Here is a 21,515-nt window from a genome sequence, read left to right as displayed (position 1 = left end):
GCTTTAGAGGGTGTATTTTTGTGAAAGAAGGTGCTTTATCAAGGTGTATAAATTAGATCAAAATGAAACTCCCTTATTTGACGCATTAATGGAGTATGTAAATAGAGAAACAATTCCTTTTCACGTTCCTGGCCATAAAAAAGGTGAAGGTATAGATGAGGAGTTTAAAAACTTTATTGGTCAAAATCCATTTAAGATTGATGTTACAGTTTTTAAATCAGTAGATAGTCTTCATCATCCTACAGGTCCAATAAAAAAAGCCCAAAAGCTAGCTGCTGATGCTTATGGTTCAGATGCTTCTTTCTTTTCAATTCACGGGACTTCAGGTGCAATACAGGCTATGATAATGTCTGTAGTTTCTGCTGGAGATAAAATAATAATTCCAAGAAATGTTCATAAATCTATTACTGCCGGAATTATATTAAGTGGCGCAATCCCTGTTTATATGCAACCTGAACTTGATAAAAAAGTTGGTATAGCTCATGGCGTTACACCAGAAACTGTTGAAAAGACTTTAAAGGAAAATCCTGATGCAAAAGCAGTTTTAATTATAAATCCTACCTATTATGGGGTAGCTACAGATATAAAGAAAATAGCAGATATGGTTCATAGCTATGATATTCCATTGATTGTAGATGAGGCTCACGGACCACACCTTGGTTTTAATGATAAATTACCACTATCAGCGATGCAAGCAGGAGCTGATATTTGTGCACAAAGCACTCATAAAATTATTGGAGCCTTAACTCAATGTTCTTTACTACAAGTTCGCTCAGAGCGAGTTGATATAAACAGAGTTCAACAAATTTTATCATTGCTTCAAACAACATCTCCTTCATATATACTAATGGCTTCATTAGATTGTGCAAGAAGACAAATTGCTCTTAATGGTGCAGAACTTTTAGATAAAACCATAGAACTATCAAACTATGCTAGAAATGAGATAAATAAAATTCCTGGATTCTATTGTTTTGGCAAGGAAATCTTAGGTAATGATGGTGTTTACGCTCTTGATCCGACTAAAATAACTATAACTTGTAGAGATTTAGGTATAACAGGTTATGACTTAGATATGATATTGTCAAATAAGTATTATATACAAGTTGAACTTTCCGACTTGTATAATGTTTTAGCCGTAGGATCCTTTGGTGATACTAGACAAAGCATTGATTCACTAATAAATGCTTTAAAAGAAATAAGTAAAGACTATTATGGAAAAGGAAATAAAAAGTCTGACTTTATAGATATACCTAGTATACCACCACAAATTAAAATACCACGAGAAGCATTTAATAGTTCCAAAACTTCTATACCATTAAAAGAAAGTATAGGTATGGTAAGCGGAGAATTCTTAATGGCTTATCCACCAGGAATTCCTATACTATGTCCAGGCGAGGAAATCACTCAAGAAATAATTGATTATGTGCAGAGATTAAAGGATACTGGATTATATGTTCAAGGAACAGAAGATCCAGAAGTTGAATATATTAAAGTTGTAAAGTAAACTTTATGCTCAAATTAAAGAAGTAAGAGAAAGCTATTTTTTAAATTTGCTTTTTCTTACTTTTTATTTATTTAAGTAAGTATATTAATAATAAATTTGCCGCTTATTTTATTTAAAAATTTAAGTTATGTTTAGATTAATATAAAATTCTATTTGTAACATCTTTTACTGTTTTACATCCTGTAAGTACCATTGATGATTTTAGTTCGCTTTTCAAGCCTTCTATATAAGCCTTAACTCCTTCTCTTTGACCACCAAAAGAAGCAGTTACGAAAGGTCTACCAATTAATACTGCATCAGCTCCTAATGCTATCATTTTAAGTACATCTACACCATTTCTAACTCCACCATCTGCAAGTATAGTAACTTTACCTTTAACAGCTTCTGCAATCTCTGGAAGAACATCTGCGACTCCAGGAGTTTGATCTAACACTCTTCCTCCATGATTTGAAACCACTATAGCATCAACGCCTGCCTTAACTGCAAGTTCTGCTTCATCAACAGTCATTATTCCCTTTAATATAAACGGAAGTTTTGTACTATCTACAATTTCTTTTATTTCTTCCACAGTTTTAGGTCCAACTGGTTTTCCATGAAGCGCAAGAGTTATAAGTCCTGCTGCATCTATATCCATACCTACAGCAAAAGCCCCTGCTTCTTCTGCAAGTTTTATCTTATTTATAACGTTACTGTTTTCCCAAGGTTTTATTATGGCAATTCCTTCTCCATTAAATTTCTTTAACTGTTCAAGATTTGTTATAAGGAAAGAATCTACAGCAGTATCTCCAACCATAGGATAAACACCTGCATCAAGACACCCTCCTATTACCCAAGAAATATATTCTTCTTCTGTAAACTTTCCACCCATATTTAGTGTAGTTCCTGATACTGGTGCTGCAAATACAGGCACATCCATTTTCTTTCCAAATAATTCAACTGATGTATCTGGATTTTTAGCATCATGTATAACTCTCATATTAAGTTTGTACTCTGCTAAAGAATCTACACTAACTGAAAAAGCATCACCTGTACCCTTTCCTCCCATTCCTGGAACTTGTCCTGCACATGCTTTACCATTACAAACCGAGCAAACTTTACAGCTGCCATTTAAATTCTCACGTGCATTTTTTAATACTTCTTTGTAATCCATCTTAATACCTCCCCATTTTCCCGCCTTTATATAGATGTACAAGTCCGAACTTAGACTTATTCTTTAATATTTCTAAGTTCTCAATTGTTTATCTATATAAATCTGCTTTAAACCTATATAATAATTATAGTGTACTTAGCAATTTAATGCAAAAAATTACATGTATTTTATTTTTATAAATTTTTAATTTCAAAGATTAGCATATATGTTGATTATAAGTTAGTAAAATCAATGGCTTAATGAGGTACATATTCAACTTCTTTAGTCATATTTTCATTATCAAAATTTGATGCATAAACCCTAGCGGAGAACTTATTCCCCCCCCTAAATATACTGCATCTGCTCCTGCCTGCACCACTGCATACAAATTCTCTATACTTCATGCTGCTAATAGTTCTATATATTCATTAGTTCATCTCCTAATTGTAATTTTATTCAGATTCCATTAATACATCAAGCATATAAATTTGAGAATGAAAACAAAATTTTTTAAAATTAAAAACAAGGAAATCAGTATATTAATTACTTTTTCCTTGTTCTAGTAAATAAGTCATTTGAAAATTTTTAAGAGTTTACACATTTTTATTCTCATACTTAGAAAATATCAAATTGCAGCCATAAATATATATTCTTCACCTTCAAGTTTTTCTGATATTTTTTTATAGCCAAGTGTACTTAGACTATTTTTCAAATTGTCTATTGAAATTTGATTATTTTCCTTATCACGGAAAGTAAAAATCATCTGACCATTATCATTTAATATTTTTTTTAATGATAATAAAACTTCTTTAACATTTTCAAACTTATCTAACCCTTCATCAATATATATATAATCGAATTTACCCTTAATACAGCTAAATTCTAAAGTATTTTCTTTAACAAAAAAAACGTTATTACATATGGTTTTTAAGTCCATCAGATATTTTTCTTCTAATGCATAATAATCTAAAGTAACACCGGTAGCCCCTTTTTCCTTTATTATATTCTTTATTTGAAGTGAAGTAGCTCCACAAGTTTTACCTATACCTAAAATACGCACTTTCTCATTCTTACTACTAATAATATTATTTAAAATTCTGAAATCAATCGCCGCAGCTTCCCAAGAATCTACTCCAAACTTCGCTTTAAATATTTCTCTGTTCCTACCAAGCACTTTTGTATAGTCATCTTTTATGGTTACAGAGCCAAAATGATGCACATAGGTATCTTTTGCAAATATAAGCTTATACCCAGCTCTTCTGTATCTATAACTTAAATCATCATCATCAAAGCCACCAGGAGAGTATGCTTCATCTAGTCCACCTATAGCTTTAAGTTCCTTAGTTCTAAAAAGTGCCACATACATCATAAGCCTTAGCCTTTCTTCCCATTTACTTGGATCTGATTTATTATATTTCTTTGCAAATTTAACTAACTCATCTGCATTAGTATAATTAGAACATACTACCTGGTAATTTGAAGAGTAATTACATGCAGGTACTACAATACCTACACTTGAATCTAGCTCCATGACTTTAATTAAATTATCCAACCAGTTTTCCGTAAGAATTAAATCATTATTTAAAAATACGGTATACTCACCAACACAATACTTTAAAGCCTCATTAAAAGCTTTATCTCCTCCAACGTTAGTTTCAAAGTTTATCTTTATTTTATTAGGCAAGGATTCAAAATATTCTCTAGTACCATCACTTGAACCATTATTTACAGAAATAAAGTCAAAACTAATATGTGATGTATACTTGTAAAGACTATCAACAGCGAGTTTAGTATATTCCAGTTTGTTATACCCTAACATTATGATACTTACTTTTTTCATCAAATTCACTTCCTTAAGCTACAATAATTACAAATTTGATCTACATCAAATTTATACATATCGCTATTTTCAAAGCATTTATACCAATCTACTGTATACTTAATGGCTTCCTCAATGCTAAGTCTAGGTTTCCATCCTAAGAATAACTTCGCTTTTGTACAATCAAGACTTAATAGATTAGCTTCATGAAGGAAACTATTATAAAAATCTAAATTACAGTTTCCACTTCCCCAAGCTTTTACGGTTAAATCTACCAGGTACGAAACTTTCACTATCGATTCAAAATCAGGTCCAAAGTTCCATGCCCCACAATAATTTATGCCATCACAATACATTTTTTTGGCCAATTCTAAATATCCACATAAGGGTTCTAACACATGCTGCCATGGTCTTATAGCTTTTGGATTTCTTATTCTTATACTCTCACTATTTCTTAACGCTCTAATACAATCTGGAATTATTCTATCCTTTGACCAGTCACCACCACCAATAACATTGCCAGCTCTTACAGATGCTATAGCCTTACCATGGCTTTTATAAATTTCTTCAGTAAAAAAGGATTTTCTATAGGAGTTTATAATTAGTTCACAGCATGCTTTACTAGAGCTATACGGATCGTAACCTCCTAAAGAATCATCTTCTTTATATGGCCAAATTTGCTCTTTATTTTCATAACACTTATCAGTGGTTATCATTACAGCAACTTTAACAGTTGTACTTTGTCTTATCGCTTCAAGAACATTTAATGTACCTAAAACATTAGTTTCATAAGTCTCCTTGGGATTTTCATAAGATAATTTAACTAAAGGCTGTGCCGCAAGGTGAAATATTATTTCAGGCTTATAAACCGAGAATACATCGTTTAACTTATTCAAATCTCTAATATCTCCCCTTATGTCAATTATCTTATTTGTAAGCTTAATGATTTCAAAATTATCATTTTCTGTATAGGGTGCTAAACCATAACCAATTACATTTGCACCAAGTTCCTTAAGCCATAAGGCTATCCAGGAACCTTTAAAACCACAATGACCTGTTATAAGCACATTTTTATCTTTATAAAAATTATTAAACAAATCTAATTGTTTATTAGCCATGGCATCACCCCTTTACTACACATGTTATTTACGAAAATGATATCCTTTTGTGTATCTATAGATTTCCAAAAACCTTGATGTTCATAAACGGCAAGTTGTTCATCCTTTGCAAGTTCTACTAAAGGTCCTTCTTCAAAAGCACAGTCTTCTTCTGGAAAATAACTAAATATTTTTTTATTCATTATCATATACCCGCCATTTACCATATCATTTAATACAGGCTTTTCCCTAAAAGCTTTTACAATTCCATCTTCTACATTCATAAGTCCAAAGGAACAAGTTGGATGTACCCCTGTGAGAGTAGCTACTTTGTTTTTCTTTCTATGATAATCTATAAGTTCTTGTAAATTTATATTACTTAAGCCATCTCCATAAGTGAACATGAACTCATCTTCATCAATATATTTTTCAATTTTCTTTATCCTGCCACCAGTCATTGTTTCAATCCCCGTATCTATCATTGTAATATTCCAATTTTCATTTTCATGGGTTTGATAATCTATTTTGTTATTACCATCTATATGAAGGGTGAAATCATTATTTCTCCAGTACATTTCCATGAAATACTGCTTTATCATATCACCCTTATATCCAATACATAAAATAAAATCATTATATCCATGGGAGGAATAAAATTTCATTATATGCCATAATATTGGTTTTCCTCCTATTAATATTAATGGCTTAGGTCTAAATTCTGTTTCTTGTCCCATTCTTGTGCCTTTTCCGCCGCAAAGTATTACTACCTTCATTTTATCATCTTAACCTCCCTTGCAGGGTTTCCTACAACTAGTGTATAGGGTTTAACATCTTTTATAACAACAGCTCCTGCTCCTATTACTGCACCCTCGCCAACAGTAACTCTTGGTAAAATCGTTGCACCAGTATAAATTGTTGCATAATCTTCTACAGTAACAAGCCCAGCTAAATGTGCTCCAGGACATATATGCACACCTTTTCCTAATTTGCATTCGTGATCTACTGTGGCACCTGTATTTATAATGGTTTGTATTCCAATTTCAACTTCAGTGCAAATGGCTGATTGGGGAAGCACTTGACAACCAACTCCTAATTTGCAATTCCTTGATATATAAGCTGACTTATCTATAATTGAAAATGGTCTTAATCCCCAGCTCATTAATTTATGATGAATTACTACTCTATCTTTTCCATTGTCTCCTCCTATAGCCACTGCAAAATAGGTTTCATTTTCTATAAAAAATTTCTTATACCAAGTATTAAATCCCTCATCACCATAATATATATCTATATCATTAAAAGGGGATTTTATATCTTTATTCTGCTCAAATATAGCTGCAAGTTTTATTTTATTATCAAGACTTTCTCTTAGCATTTTTGCTTGACCTGTACCGCCTCTAAATATTATTTGTTTTGTCATTTAAGACACCTCAGTTTAATTTATCAAAAGCCTTTAGGTTTTCTATGACATAGTTTACTTCCTCATCTGTCATATCTGCATGAAGAGGAATAGTAACAAACTCTTTCCATAGTGAAAGGGCATTAGGAGTTTGATTTTGATATTGTATAAAATAAGGATGTAGTGTAAGTGGCATATAATGAACCCCTGTAGCAATATCTTTCTGCTGCATAAAGCTTATAAATTTATCCCTATTTTTCACTCTTAACATAAACATCCAATAGCATTTCTGACTTTTATCATATGGCAATGCCGGCATTAAGCTTAAGCAATCCTTAATACCGTCTAGATATTGACCTATAATTTCCATTCTTCTTTTATTCATTACAGGCAATTTTTTCAATTGTGCAAGTCCAATGGAAGCCGAAAGATCATTCATGTTATATTTATACCCTAGTTCCAGTATCTCATAATACCAATGGCTATTACCCTTATTTATAGAATTCTCCTTTTCTCTCTGCCAGGTATCCTTGTTCATTCCAACCCATCTGCTACTTTTTAGTGGTAATATAAGCTCCTTGTCATTTGAGCATATCATTCCTCCATCTCCTGTGGTCATACATTTTTTCTCCTCAAAACTATAACAACTTATATCTCCCAAGGTTCCTAAAATCTTTCCTTTATATTCTCCTCCTGCTGTATGAGCACAATCTTCTATAACCTTAAGATTCTTATTTCTAGAAAAGTCCATTATTTCATCCATCTTAGCAGGATATCCTCCATAATGCACTGGCATTACAGCAACACAATCCTTATCATACTTTTTCTCTAAATCCTCTACACTTATGGTTAATGTATCCTTATCTACGTCTACAAATACAGGCTCTAAACCGTTATAAAGTGGTGCCATAGCTGTTGCTGCAAAGGTTAAGACTGGTACAAGAACTTTTTTTCTCTTAGGAAATTTAAATGCTGATATAGCTAAATGTAAAGCAGCAGTACAGGAATTAACACCAATAGATTCTTTACATCCAATGTAATTTGCCCACGCTTTTTCAAACTCCCTTGTTTTAGGGCCTAAGCCTAACCACGCTCTGCTAAAAGTATCTTTTATACTTTCTGTTTCTTCGTCACCCAATGAGGGTTTAAATAATCTTACTTTCACTTTGAATACCTCCAAAAATTAGCTCTTAAATAATGGCCAACTACTATCTTTACTAGATATAACTATTGGTTCCTTAATAGGCCATATAATATTGAATTTTGGATCATTCCACCTTACTCCACCTTCAGCCTCGGATGTGTAATATTCTGTTACTTGATAATACACATAGGTATTATCTTGTAATGTTTGAAATCCATGAGCAAATCCTTTAGGTACATATAAGGCTTTATTATTTTCTTCTGTAAGTTCTACCTCAACCCACTGACCAAAGGTTTTTGAGTCTTCTCTTAAATCAATTATTACATCATACAATGCTCCTTTTATGCATCTAATATATTTTGTTTCACTATAAGGATTTTTTTGATAGTGCATACCTCTCAAGGTTCCTTTTTTTAAATTGTAAGAAATATTACATTGAACAATATTTGTCTCTAACCCATGCTGTTCAAATTCTCTTTTACACCATGCTCTTGAAAAAAAACCTCTATTATCCTTTATGGGATTAGCCTCTATAATATAAGCTCCCCTTAATTTTGTTTCATTAAAAATCAAAAATATTCCTCCTAAATCATGCTAATCTTATACATTATATTCAAGTTTGTTTTTAATTGTTACATAGGATAAACCTGCTGAAAATCAGTATTAATCGTACAAAATTTAAACATAGCTATTGAAGTCTTAACAAAACTAAAAAAAGCAGACAACTAACTTTAAATTATTAATTTAAAGTTAGTTGTCTGCTTTTTTTGTATATAAATCATTTACGTGGTAACTATAAAATTTTACGACACTACTCCTTATAGGCTCCATATAAAACTATCTCCTCCTGGTCTCCATTACTTTCCTTTGGTATTATAGCAATATTGTATGTTTTATCTATATAAAGTGGACTATCATCTAGATTGTTATATTCATCAGCCACATAGTAGTTATCTGTATTTCCATTTTCTCTAGTTACCTGAAGATTTATAACTGAATCATACTTAGATTGTGCTCCTATAGTTCCTGTGACCCTTACCTGCCTTATGGTGGCATCTTTTTTATTATGCTCTTGTTCCTTTTTACAATTTACTCTTATAAAAGGTATAACATATTCATCTTCACTCTTTGAAGACCCAAAACTTGTAACAATTCTTTTGGTTCTTCCGTATAAAACAATACCTTTATTAGATATTTTATTTTTTACCCATAATAAGATAATATCAGTAATATCCACTGTCACTGCTACCTTTGAAGTTATAGGGTAAAATTCCTTTTTAATATTACAGATATCATCTGGATGATTTCTATAGGTTGTATAACTGCTGAAATCGTCACCAAGTAGCCTTATAAAAAAAGCTTCATTATGATCATCGTAAAAGTTATCAGTTTTAAATAATACCAATTCCGCTTTTAATATTAAAACATCGCAAGGTATTGATGAAATATCAAAAAATAAATAACTGTAATATTTACATTTTCCATCACAGCCTACTAATATTCTATCTTTATTTAAATTTTTTTCAGGAAATTTATTCGTTACTGTAAGACTCTTGGCAGCTGGAATTATAATACTACTCACTCCATAACCTCCAATACTTTAGTAAGACAGTTGGAGCTTTACAGCTCTAACTGTCAAAAATACTATCTGCTACTCTTTTATACTCCATCCTTCAACGTCTGTTCCTACAATAGTAGCTGTTACAGCTTCAGTTCCACTTAGTTGTGGTATGATAGGCATATATACAGTATCTGTAACAGCCGTATCAACTGTATAATTATATTGTCTAGCTAAATAATATCCTTCAGTGCTGCTATCAGCTCTAGTAACTACTATTTGTACTCCTAAATCTAAAGTTGCATTAGCAGGTGCAGTACCTGAAAGTACATACTCTTGAAGAGTAGCTGTTTTAGGTGTATCAAAACTTAAAGTAGCCATAAATATCAACCCCCACTTTTTAATCTTTAGAGTAGACTTTGTCTCTCTACTATAGATATATGAATTATTTAATATTGTGTGATTAAATAATTATTATTATCATGAAAAGAAAAACATACTAAAGATCAGTGGTTACCACAATTTAAAAAGAAGAAGCTATTTTAAATAGTTTTAATTATTTTAAAACGCTTCTCTTTTTATTTCTATATTTTTATTTCTATATTTCTTTACAAGTTAAAATTAACTTCATCATTTCCAAAGCTTCTATATCTATTTTTTCGTATATTTTTATTGACCTTATAAATTCCTTATATGCAAATTCAAAATATCCTTTTTTATAATATAGCTTTCCTAGCAATAATAGTATACTATCATCATTAATAAGATTTAAGAGTTGTACAGCTTTTTCAAATTCATCAAAACTATTTGATTTCAAAATTATTTCTAATAAATCAAATATTGGATGCAGAAACTTAATAGAACTCTCTTTATCCTCTGCAATTGGACTATATTTGTTTCCTTGCATTATATCTTTAAATGTTTTATAAACTATAGTTTTCTCATTTTCGTTGAAATTTTTAGCTATATCCAATAACTTGTCTGCATTACTATATTGATTATTAAATATTTCACATAATATACTGTAATATACAGATTTGCTATAAAATCCCCCTAGTTCAACTTTAGCTAGGCTGTCCAACGCTTCTTTGAATTTTCGCTGATAAAATAATAATATGCCTTTGTAATAATTTACTTTTGGTGAATGTGTTTTATAATTTTCTGATCTATCTGCATATTTATAGGCAATATCAAACTTATTTTTACTATAAAATATATCTGATAACAATAAATTATTATTTTCATCTAAATTACCATTAAAATAGCTTTCAAGTTTTGACTCTATTTCGTCTACAGAAAAATTTTTTATAAACATTATTTGAGATATTTTAAGAATAGCTTCTGTAAACTTAGAATTTAATTTTAAAGCCATATCCAGATATTTATAGGCATCATCATAATTTTCTCTATCGAAATGAATGAGCCCCATTAGATAATACGCTCTATAACTTCCAACACCTGAAAGATCTCTAAATACTGCTGGTGGTTCACCCATATCTATGCATTTCTTAAGTGCTTCAACCGCTAAATCGTATTTTTTCCTATTATAAAATGCCATTGCCCTACGAAATTCTAGCTCAGTAAATTCAGGATAATATTTTAATCCCTCATTTATTAATTCAATCTCTTCCTTAAATTGGCCTAAAACTTCATAGCAATAGATCATTTTTAATATAAGCTTAGAATTAAATGTCACAAGATGAGGATTAAAATTTTCATAGCTTTTTTTATAGCAATTTAATGCTTCTAAAAAATTTCCCATAGCAACATACTCTGTACCCATATTATAAAGCATGAAACTATCTTTAGGATTATCTTTTAGGATTTTTTGTATAATTTCCATGTTTCTTTTTCTTTTGTTTTTTACCTCCACAGTTTTATTTAAATACCCATAGTGATAAAACTTTACATCTACTAATTGTACATTATCACCTTTATTTTCAAATACAATTTGTTCATGTATGTCCCCTTTAAATTTAATTCCCTTGCCATTTTTAATAAATCTTACATTTAAATTTGTATATATATCTGAACCAGGAGTCTCTCCAACATAACTTAAGGTTTCTCCAAAGTAAATATCTACATTATTATTTTTATCATTAACTAAATAAATTACTTTATCCCTATCCTCTCTTCTAAGCTCATCATCAGCATCCATAATTAAAATCCAATCTTTTGAGGACTTTTCCAGAGAAAAATTTCTTGCATTAGCAAAACTGTTATCCCATTCGTAAAAAAACACCTTTGCCCCATAACTCTCAGCAATTTTAACTGTGGAATCTGTAGATCCAGTATCAACAATTATTATTTCATCCACAATATCTTTTATACTTTCAAGACATCGTGGTAGATTTTCTTCTTCATTTTTAACAATCATACATAACCCTAATGTCAACCAAATAACCTCCTTTTTTCATAATATAGAATGCCAAATGCATGTTAACCTTTTAATTTTAATTTCTATATTATGATATGTATATAAACCTAATATGCTAATTCAAATTATTTATCCGATGACTACCCGCTCTAATACTCCCATCTTCTTTAAAGTGGCAGTAAAGAGCGTCTACGTTCCTGGATTCGTTCAACTAAGAATCAGATGGAGTTGAAACTCCATCTGATTCAAGTTTCACTTCATCTTGAATTTATAGGGTATATATTACTGAAAATTTCTCTTACATTAAGGACTGTAAAATAAAGTTAAAAAAATCAGGAAAATTACCTTTAGATAATTCCTGATTTCTATTCTTCAATAAGTCATGTATAAATTCCTGAATTCATCTTCTTCGGTATAGACTTTAATACCGTTTCTCTTTAAAAGCTCAGCGGTAATACCATTTCCATCTATTTTATTTCCAGTAAAAGTGCCATCATATATTTTTCCATATCCACAGGATGGACTTTTAGCTTTTAATATAGCAGTTGTAACATTACATTTCTTAACTATATTAAGAGTTTCGTAAGCTCCCTTTATAAATTCTTCTGTAGAATCCTGTCCATCTATTCCCTTTACTTTGCATTTTCCATCTAATACATCTGCACCTGTGCCATTAGAAATCTCATGAGCTGCCCTCGGAGTAGTTAGCCCCCCTAACTGTTCAGGACATACAGGTATAGCCTTCCCCTCTTTTAAAAGCTTCAAAATCCTTTCATCAAGATTATTATCGCCGTTGTATTTTGTATTGATCCCGCATAAACATGCACTTACAATTATCATCTAATCACCCCACTAATTGAATTAAGAGTTAATGGAAAAATTCCTTAACTCTCAATTCTCAATTTATCCGATGACTACCCGCTCTAATACTCCCATTTTTTCCAAAATGGCAGTAAAGAGCGGCTACGTCCCTGGATTCGTTCAACTAAGAATCAGATGTGGCTTAAACCCCATCTGATTCAAGTTTTCACTTCATTTCAGTTCCACTACAGTTACTCCAGTTCCGCCTTCACCATATTCGCCCAGTCTGTATTTCTTCACATGAGAATGTCTTTTAAGCATATCCGTTATTGCATTTCTAAGTATTCCTGTACCTTTACCATGAATAACTGTCACCTCACTAAGACCTCCCATATATGCATCATCTAGGTACTTATCCGCAGTATACATAGCTTCCATAGCATCCATACCCCTCAAATCTACAGAGGTAGAAACCGCTCTTAGGTTTAGCTTTGCTTCTCTCTTTATTTTTTTCTTTTCCTCCTTTGTTATTCCCTTAGAGGCTCTTAAATCTTTAAGCTTAACACTTATTTTCATAATTCCAGCTTGAACTTGAACCTCGCCCTTGCTATCAGGCTTTGATAGCACAATAACCTTTTGATTTAATGAAGGTAAAAAAACCTCCTGACCTTCTTTTACCGTTGTAAGTGCTTCACCTTCATCTTCTTTACCTTTGTTGATCTTTTCATCAGCATTTTCAAGTCTTTCCTTAAGCTTTCTTCTTTCATCTTCAAGCTTTTGTCTTACCTTTGAATCATATCCCATTCTTTCTAGTTCTCTCATTTCCTTTAGGATTTGATCCGCATCTTCCTTTGCTTCCTTTATTACTCTTTTTGCTTCCCTTTGAGCATCAATTAGAGCCTTCTCTCTAGTATTATTAAGACTATACATTTTTTCTTCATACTTCTCTTTAATTTTAGCAGCTTCTAGCTTTAACATCTCGGCTTCCCTTGCATAGTTTTCAGCTTTAATACTTTTTTCTTGTAGACTTTGGATTAAATCCTCAAATTTTAAGTTCTCACTAGATATGCTTTCTTTTGCATCCTTTATTATAAATTCCGCAAGCCCTAATCTTTTAGATATTTCAAAAGCATTAGATTTACCTGGAACACCAATTAAAAGTCTATAAGTTGGTCTTAAAGTTTCTACATCAAATTCAACTGAAGCATTTTCAACTTCTTCTGTTTTTAAGGCATATGCCTTTAATTCACTATAGTGGGTTGTTGCCACTATTCTCGCTCCTCTTTTTCTAAGATTCTCAAGAATAGATACTGCTAATGCCGCTCCTTCTGTTGGATCGGTCCCTGCACCAAGCTCATCAAACAAAATTAATGATTTCTTATCTGCTTTGTTAATTATGTTTACGATATTAGTCATGTGCGATGAAAATGTTGATAAACTTTGCTCAATACTCTGTTCATCTCCAATATCTGCAAATATCTCTGTGAAAAAGCTCACAGTAGAGTTTTCTCTTGCAGGTATCATAAGCCCGCTTAGGGCCATAATGTGTAAAAGTCCTACAGTCTTTAACGTAACTGTTTTACCTCCTGTATTGGGTCCTGTTATAACTAAAGAAGTGAATTCTCTTCCTAAATACATACTCATAGGTACTGCAATTTTTCTATCAATAAGAGGATGCTTTGCTTCAATAATATCTATAATACCTTCATCATTTATTACTGGAGCTGTGCAGTTTAAATCACTAGCAAATTTAGCCTTAGCAAAAATAAAATCCAACTCCCATATAATGTTAGCATTATTTCTAACTGCAATTATATTCTCATAGACCTTACCTGAAAGCTCAGCCAATATTCTCTCTATCTCAGCCTTCTCTTTAAGCATAAGCTCTTTGATTTCATTATTCAAATTAACAAGTCCCATTGGTTCTATATACAGGGTAGCTCCACTAGAGCTTTGATCGTGTACAAGTCCTGGCACAGCTCCTTTATGTTCTGCCCTAACAGGAAGTACATATCTTTCTCCTCTCATAGTGTATAAGTTATCCTGTAAATAAGCAGAGTAACTTCTTATAAGTGAGTTAACCTTATCTCTCACTGATGAATTTTTATCTTTGAAAGATCTTCTTATACTATAGAGCTGTGAGCTTGCTCTATCAGATACTTCGTTTTCCCCTTCTATGGCTAAAAATATCTGCTCTTCTAGATTCTTTAAAGGCACAATTCCTTCACATATATCTTCTATAACTCTAAAGGATTCCTCCTCTTCTCTATGACTTATATATTCCTTAAATCTTCTTGCAGCTCTTACCATTGCTGCTATTTTTAAAAGCTGTCCAGGCATAAGTGACGATCCTTTTTCCGCTCTAGTTATACCCTCTCTTATGTCATAAACTCCTTCAAAAGGAGGACTACCTTTTGTAACCAAAAGTCTCAAAGCTTCTCTTGTTTCTTCTAAATGCTCCCTTGCTTCATATATATTGTTATAAGGTCTTAATTCATCTATTAAATCCTTTGCTGCACCTGTACACGTATATTTTTTAATCTCTTCTTTTATTTTATTAAATTCTAAAATTTTTAACGCTTTCTCATTCATTTGTTTAACCACCTTTTCAGCAAACCCTTTTATACTAAATTCGCAGAAATTTCCTTTCTATTCTACACCTCTTTTAAAATGGCCTCTTGTAAAGCCACTAAAGTCTTCTGTCCACACTTTTCTCTTAATTGCCTGTAGAATTTTTTTAGTTTCATCATAACCTTCATCTATTAAATCTACCCTAAAGGATTTTATATTCATTGATTTTAACTCATTTATATTTGGTATTAAATTATTAGGCACACTATTATATATATAACTTCTACAGAATTTATCTGTTTTTAATATAAACTCCTCCCCCATTCTATCCTTTAATACAAAATCCCCCTTTTTACAGGCACCATTACAATTTTTAGAGCTACATCTTTCTCCAAAAGTACTTCCTATAGCACAATATTCACTAACCATAAGTTCAACTTTTCCATAAACTAATATCTGTAAAGGTAGCTGTGAGTTCTTCATTACATCCTTTATTTCCTTCTTATTCAGCTCTACACTTAAGCAACTCCCATTTATAAAGTCTCTATAAAAATCTAAAGCATAGCTGTTAAAAATGTTTAACTTGTAATCTCCTATTATTTGAGTCCTTCCTTTAAATCTACTTATTAAACCTAGATTTGACGTGATAATACCATCTATATATTCTAGTCTTTCTTCTATAGCTTCACATAAGGATTCAAACTCTTCTTTTATTATATTAGGTAACTTTAGTAATATTTCTCTATCCTTAAATCTGTTTAAAGAAGCAAAACCTAATTCACCAAAAGGATTTATTGCAGCACACCTAAAATCAGATTCTATAAATGCCCTGAGCTGTTCTTCAGTGCTTAAGTATACTATGTTACCAGGTATATCAGCTGTTACCTTATTTACTTTTGATTGTTCAGCTCTACCAATATTATTCTGAATATTTAATTTTTCTTTAATACTTGAATCTTCATTCTCTATTATATCTTTATTACTATGTTTATTTAATATATAATTTTCTATTTTAGAAACTAACTTTCTTCTTACTTCATTGATAGCCGATACCGGTAAAAAACCATCTTCAAATTCAGGTATCTCTATATTGTTAAATTTAAAAGGTGTGTCTCCTGCTTTACCTAAACCTTCTATTATTCTATCCTTATCTAATGGTTTTTTTAATGCTTTTTGAACCTTTTCACCCTCAATAGTAAAACTTTCATTTTTATAAAATGTAGTTAATGTTATAGGTTCATCTACTTTAAATTTTACTGATAGACTTAATTCTATCTTTTTCTCATAAGGGCTTTTATAGATTTCCTCTAACTCTTTTGTAAGCTTTACATCAGACATTTTATAAAGTACATCACCACTTTTATATTCTAATGGCAATAACTTTACTCTATCACCCTTTAAAGCCTCCTCTACTTCCTTTCCCTTTTTTATTATCTTAGAAAGAGTAAATCCACCATTACCATTTCTAATTCCATCTTTTAGAGATATATTCTCCTTTAGTTCTATTGTTAAATCTTTTTGTACCTTCCCCAATTCTACCCCTGTATTTTTAGGAAAAGAGTATGCCATCATATCCTTTCCTGTATTCCCAAGTAAATATGCCTTTGAAAATCCTTCCCTATTAAATAACTGAAGAAGCTTTTTCTTTTCATCTTCTACCTTAAAACATTTATCATTATCTTCATTACTATTCTTAGATTCTTTTTGAAGTTCTATAGCAGTTGAATAGTGCTCCCTTATTACACTATCAATTACTTTCCTGTATGCTTGAATTACACCAGCAACATATTCTGGTCTTTTCATTCTTCCCTCTATTTTTAGAGAAGCGGTTCCACTATCAATTATTTCTTTTATATTTTCAATTGTACATATATCCTTAGGGCTTAGAATATATCCCTTCTTTTCTGACATATTCTTTTTATTTATAACTGTATAAGGAAGTCTACATGGCTGAGCACATCGTCCTCTATTTCCGCTTCTTCCACCAATCATACTGCTCATTAAACATTGTCCTGAATAAGAAATACAAAGTGCCCCATGAACAAATATTTCTGTTTCTACCCCCAATTCACTAGATATATGTTTTATTTCACGTAGAGAAAGTTCTCTAGAAAGAACTATTCTTTTAAATCCAAGCTTATTTAAAAATAAAGCCCCCTCAGCATTATGTATAGTCATCTGAGTGGAGGCATGCAATTCAAAGTTCGGTAGCTTTGTTCTTATTAAATTTGCAAAACCTAGATCCTGTATTATAAGTGCATCCACTCCTATTTTATATAAGAATTCCGCATACTCTACTGCTTCTTCTACCTCGTGTTGTTTCAAAATTGTATTTATAGTTACATATATCTTAACATTATATAAATGACAGTACTCTACTGCTTTAGTCATATTTTCATTATCAAAATTTGATGCATAAGCCCTAGCAGAGAATTTACTTCCTCCTAAATATACTGCATCTGCTCCTGCCTGCACCGCTGCATACATACTTTCCATACTTCCTGCTGGTGCTAGTAGTTCTATTTTTTTCATTTATTCATCTCTCCTAAAATGTTCTAAAACTCATTATACAATAGATTAAGCATATTTAAAATGTTATATTCATTGTTATTTATCTCTTATGAAAAAACAAAACTTAAAATATACTAAAAGCATAAAATATATCTGTGTTAAACAAAAAAGAATCTCTTAGTTAATAACTGCATAACTAAGAGATTCCTATTTTTCATTATTATTATAATCTTTTCTTTATTTTTAAAATAAACTATCTTCAAGTCTTGATAAATTATTCTTTTAAGAATTCAGATATAAACCCTTTTAGTGCTTGTTCCCATGCTCTCATCTTATCTCCAACAGTGCACCTTAACATCATATTATCTAATGATGAGAAAGCTGGTCTTTTAGCTACTCTATTTATTTTATCTGATGTAATTGGATTTATAGTACAATCTATGTTGGTATATTGAACTATAGTGTTAGCAAAATCGTACCAGGTGCATTCACCAGTACCTGTACAATGGTATATTCCATATTCATAGGTTAAAGCTAGCTTTAATATATGGAAAGCTAAATCTTCTGCATTAGTTGGATTACCCCTTTGATCATCTACTACATCCAAGTGTCCTTTTTCTTTTGCTGCTTTTATAATTGTCTTTACAAAATTATTTCCGTTATGCCCGTAAAGCCATGCGGTTCTTACTATAAAATATTTTGAGCAAAATTCTCTAACATAGTTCTCTCCAAGTAGCTTTGTTTTTCCATATACGCTTACTGGATTAGCTATATCATATTCTCTATATGGAATAGTTCCATTACCTTCAAATACATAATCTGTTGATATGTGTATAAACTTTGCATCTATCTGTTCACAAGCAATAGCTAAATTTCTTGCTCCTAATGAGTTTACTTTAAAAGCTAAATTTTGATTACTTTCGCATCCATCTACATTAGTATAAGCTGCTGAGTTTATAACTATATTAGGTCTTACCTTATCCATATATTCTCTTACTAATCCTAAATTTGTTATATCTAATTTTTTACTATCTGTTCCTATAATCTTTGCATATTTATACTCCTGCGGTATAGTCTCTAATTCACAGGTTCCATTTTGTAAAATATGAATAATTTCACTACCTAACTGTCCTTTGCATCCTGTAATTAATATTTTCATCTTTCCTATCTCCTATTTGTCTGATAAAAATTAACTAGAAGTTTATTTTACATTCTTTTAGCAAAGGTGCCTTTTTGTCTTTTTCAGATAATAATACTTTTTCTATTTTTTCTAATGGCCAATAAATATTTATATCAGGATCATTCCAAGCAATTCCACCTTCGTACTGTGGATGATAAACGTCTGTACACTTATATACAAACTCTGCTTCTTCTGAAATTACTAAAAAACCATGTGCAAATCCTTCTGGAATATAGAACTGTTTTTTGTTCTCCTCACTTAAAAATACTCCATACCATTGACCATAAGTTTTTGACTCTTTTCTTAAATCTACCGCTACATCAAAAACTTCTCCTTTTATTGCTCTCACAAGTTTTCCTTGAACATGCTTAGTTTGAAAATGTATACCCCTTAGCACACCTTTTTTCGACTTGGACTGGTTATCCTGTACGAAAATCATATCTAGACCTGCAGCCTTGAAATCTTCATAATTATACGTTTCCATAAAATATCCTCTAGAATCTGTAAATAACTTAGGTTCAATTATATATAACCCTTTTATAGGAGTTTCTATAAACTTAAATTGTCCCATAAAATTAGCCCCCTATTTATTTTCATACATATTTTTATAGTAATTTTGGTACTCTCCAGAAGTTACATTGTACATCCATTTTGGGTTATCTAAATACCACTCTATAGTGTTCTTTATTCCTACCTCAAAATTAGTCTCTGGATACCATCCTAATTCATTTTTTATTTTATTCGTATTTATTGCATATCTCCTATCATGGCCTTTTCTATCTTCTACATATTTAATTAAACTTTTCGTTATTTTTTCATCTACATTTTCATTTAAATATTTTATAATAATATTGACTATTTCAATATTAGTTTTTTCATTGTGCCCACCTATGTTGTAAACCTGTCCCATTTTCCCTTTATTTATAACTAAATCTATTGCTTTACAATGATCTTCTACGTATAACCAGTCTCTTATATTCAGCCCATCACCATAGACAGGTAACTCTTTGTAGTTTAAACAATTATTTATTAGTAATGGGATTAACTTTTCTGGAAATTGATATGGTCCATAATTATTTGAACATCTTGTTATATTTATTGGCATCTTATAGGTATCAAAATATGCCTTAACAATTAAATCTGCACTTGCCTTGCTTGCGGAATATGGGCTGTGTGGATTTATTGGAGTTGTTTCTCCAAAGAAACCTGTCTGCCCTAATGAACCATACACCTCATCAGTAGATATTTGGATATATTTCTTTTCCTCTTTAAACCCACGTTCTGTTTCCCAGAATTTTTTTGCTGTATTTAACAACGTAATGGTTCCTAATACATTAGTATTTACAAATACTTCTGGTTCTCTTATACTTCTATCCACATGAGATTCTGCTGCAAAATTCACTATATAATCTATATCATATTTTTTAAATAGTTCTTCTACTAATTCCTTATTACATATATCTCCTTGAATAAAAGTATAGTTAGGATTACTATCTATCCCTTTTAGATTTTCTAAATTGCCTGCATAGGTGAGTTTATCTAAATTTATTATTCTTATATCTGAATATTTATTTAGCATATATATGATAAAACTTGAACCAATAAATCCCGCTCCGCCTGTAACTAAATAAGTTTTCATAATATCCTCCAATCTTTATATTAAAAATTACAATAGGAATATATCCCATTGTAATTTATATATCATTTTTTTGATCCACCTTACCAATATAGTTTTCTAAAATCTCATTAATTTTATTAACATCTATTATTAATCCACCTGTATTAAATCGTTGATTAAATTTATTAAGTGTATTTGATGAATGAATGTGAAAAATAAAATTTTTTTTATCTATTATCTCATGTGGTAATTGTATTGCCCCTGCATGTCCACCAGGCAGCTTATATCTTACTCCTTTCATATATTCTTCCGACTTATATATAAGTGTGTAAAACGGTGGGCTTTCAAAGAAATAATTTGCTATGCGTTTTCCAACTGAATCATACAAGTAACCCTTTTGATTAATGATTGCTTTTGTTTCCTCTTTATGTTGAAAGTCATGTAATTGCTGAATATAAGAAACATGATACATATCATCGCAATCAACTCTTACAAGATATAAATACTTGTAATCTTTTATAGTTTCCTTCATGGTAGAATTAAAAAGTTTATGATTTATGAATTGTATATTTTGTGGAAGCTGTTCATATCTACTTAAAGCATCACAAATCATATTTTCTGTAGTTGGATCATATAATAGAAACGCTAAAAAATCCTGATTTGTTTGATTTTTTAAACTTCTTAGGGTATAGTTCATAAAAATCTTTATCCTTGAATCAATCCAGTCCTTTGAAAATCTATAGTCTCTAAAATTAAAGGTATTAAAAGCACTAGCGATAACGATTTTTTTTTCTTTCATCTATCAAC

19 protein-coding genes are annotated in these 21,515 nt (G+C 31.0%); 1 reads left to right on the top strand and 18 read right to left on the bottom strand.

Annotated features, from left to right (window positions below):
* Nucleotides 1-43: 43 nt before the first annotated feature.
* Nucleotides 44-1,504: an aminotransferase class I/II-fold pyridoxal phosphate-dependent enzyme gene (locus CLMAG_RS03730; protein WP_066618101.1), complete on the top strand. Its 1,461-nt coding sequence runs from the start codon at nt 44-46 to the stop codon at nt 1,502-1,504.
* A 136-nt stretch (nt 1,505-1,640) separates the two neighbouring features.
* On the opposite strand, the gene CLMAG_RS03725 is transcribed toward CLMAG_RS03730, so the two are convergent.
* From CLMAG_RS03725 to CLMAG_RS03645, 18 genes are all read right to left on the bottom strand, one after another.
* The gene (locus CLMAG_RS03725) at nt 1,641-2,654 is read right to left on the bottom strand and encodes an alpha-hydroxy-acid oxidizing protein (protein ID WP_066618100.1); all 1,014 of its coding nucleotides are present in this window, start codon (nt 2,652-2,654) and stop codon (nt 1,641-1,643) included.
* A gap of 236 nt (nt 2,655-2,890) precedes the next feature.
* On the bottom strand, nt 2,891-3,037 hold the full coding sequence (locus CLMAG_RS32910) for a hypothetical protein (RefSeq protein WP_169809779.1): 147 nt from the start codon (nt 3,035-3,037) through the stop codon (nt 2,891-2,893).
* Between the two features lie 221 nt (nt 3,038-3,258).
* Nucleotides 3,259-4,473 (bottom strand): glycosyltransferase family 2 protein, encoded by a 1,215-nt coding sequence (locus tag CLMAG_RS03720; RefSeq protein WP_066618099.1) that lies wholly within the window; start codon nt 4,471-4,473, stop codon nt 3,259-3,261.
* A gap of 5 nt (nt 4,474-4,478) precedes the next feature.
* Nucleotides 4,479-5,570 carry a CDP-glucose 4,6-dehydratase gene (gene rfbG, locus CLMAG_RS03715; RefSeq protein WP_066618097.1) on the bottom strand — a complete coding sequence of 364 codons (1,092 nt, stop codon included), beginning with the start codon at nt 5,568-5,570 and terminating at the stop codon, nt 4,479-4,481.
* Entirely contained in the window at nt 5,552-6,322 is a 771-nt protein-coding gene (gene rfbF / locus CLMAG_RS03710; protein ID WP_066618095.1) for a glucose-1-phosphate cytidylyltransferase, read from the bottom strand. Before rfbF ends, rfbG begins: the two co-directional genes overlap by 19 nt.
* Nucleotides 6,319-6,969, bottom strand: a complete 651-nt coding sequence (locus tag CLMAG_RS03705) for an acetyltransferase (RefSeq protein ID WP_066618093.1) — start codon at nt 6,967-6,969, stop codon at nt 6,319-6,321. Before CLMAG_RS03705 ends, rfbF begins: the two co-directional genes overlap by 4 nt.
* Nucleotides 6,970-6,979: 10 nt before the next feature.
* Nucleotides 6,980-8,113: a DegT/DnrJ/EryC1/StrS family aminotransferase gene (locus tag CLMAG_RS03700; protein WP_066618090.1), complete on the bottom strand. Its 1,134-nt coding sequence runs from the start codon at nt 8,111-8,113 to the stop codon at nt 6,980-6,982.
* Between the two features lie 18 nt (nt 8,114-8,131).
* Nucleotides 8,132-8,665, bottom strand: coding sequence for a dTDP-4-dehydrorhamnose 3,5-epimerase (gene rfbC, locus CLMAG_RS03695; RefSeq protein WP_066618089.1), 534 nt, complete (start codon nt 8,663-8,665; stop codon nt 8,132-8,134).
* Nucleotides 8,666-8,903: 238 nt separating this feature from the next.
* Nucleotides 8,904-9,674: a DNRLRE domain-containing protein gene (locus tag CLMAG_RS03690; RefSeq protein ID WP_066618088.1), complete on the bottom strand. Its 771-nt coding sequence runs from the start codon at nt 9,672-9,674 to the stop codon at nt 8,904-8,906.
* A gap of 69 nt (nt 9,675-9,743) precedes the next feature.
* Nucleotides 9,744-10,031, bottom strand: a complete 288-nt coding sequence (locus CLMAG_RS03685) for a hypothetical protein (protein WP_066618087.1) — start codon at nt 10,029-10,031, stop codon at nt 9,744-9,746.
* Nucleotides 10,032-10,248: 217 nt separating this feature from the next.
* Nucleotides 10,249-12,045, bottom strand: a complete 1,797-nt coding sequence (locus CLMAG_RS03680) for a tetratricopeptide repeat-containing glycosyltransferase family 2 protein (protein ID WP_082831787.1) — start codon at nt 12,043-12,045, stop codon at nt 10,249-10,251.
* 354 nt (nt 12,046-12,399) lie between these two features.
* Nucleotides 12,400-12,867: a 2-thiouracil desulfurase family protein gene (locus tag CLMAG_RS03675; RefSeq protein WP_066618086.1), complete on the bottom strand. Its 468-nt coding sequence runs from the start codon at nt 12,865-12,867 to the stop codon at nt 12,400-12,402.
* 192 nt (nt 12,868-13,059) lie between these two features.
* Complete coding sequence (locus CLMAG_RS03670; RefSeq protein ID WP_066618081.1) at nt 13,060-15,420, bottom strand: endonuclease MutS2; 2,361 nt, start codon at nt 15,418-15,420, stop codon at nt 13,060-13,062.
* 57 nt (nt 15,421-15,477) lie between these two features.
* Complete coding sequence (locus CLMAG_RS03665) at nt 15,478-17,931, bottom strand: U32 family peptidase (RefSeq protein WP_066618080.1); 2,454 nt, start codon at nt 17,929-17,931, stop codon at nt 15,478-15,480.
* Nucleotides 17,932-18,184: 253 nt separating this feature from the next.
* The gene (rfbD, locus tag CLMAG_RS03660; RefSeq protein WP_066618076.1) at nt 18,185-19,069 is read right to left on the bottom strand and encodes a dTDP-4-dehydrorhamnose reductase; all 885 of its coding nucleotides are present in this window, start codon (nt 19,067-19,069) and stop codon (nt 18,185-18,187) included.
* A gap of 34 nt (nt 19,070-19,103) precedes the next feature.
* Nucleotides 19,104-19,661 carry a dTDP-4-dehydrorhamnose 3,5-epimerase gene (rfbC, locus tag CLMAG_RS03655; RefSeq protein ID WP_066618075.1) on the bottom strand — a complete coding sequence of 186 codons (558 nt, stop codon included), beginning with the start codon at nt 19,659-19,661 and terminating at the stop codon, nt 19,104-19,106.
* Between the two features lie 12 nt (nt 19,662-19,673).
* A complete protein-coding gene (rfbB, locus tag CLMAG_RS03650; protein WP_066618065.1) occupies nt 19,674-20,729 on the bottom strand; it encodes a dTDP-glucose 4,6-dehydratase in 1,056 nt (351 codons plus the stop codon).
* Between the two features lie 55 nt (nt 20,730-20,784).
* Complete coding sequence (locus CLMAG_RS03645; RefSeq protein ID WP_066618062.1) at nt 20,785-21,507, bottom strand: glycosyltransferase; 723 nt, start codon at nt 21,505-21,507, stop codon at nt 20,785-20,787.
* Nucleotides 21,508-21,515: the final 8 nt, after the last annotated feature.

Origin of the sequence: Clostridium magnum DSM 2767 (assembly GCF_001623875.1) — a bacterium.
In the GTDB taxonomy this organism is placed as follows: domain Bacteria; phylum Bacillota; class Clostridia; order Clostridiales; family Clostridiaceae; genus Clostridium_AM; species Clostridium_AM magnum.
This window is presented reverse-complemented; position numbering and strand designations above follow the sequence as displayed.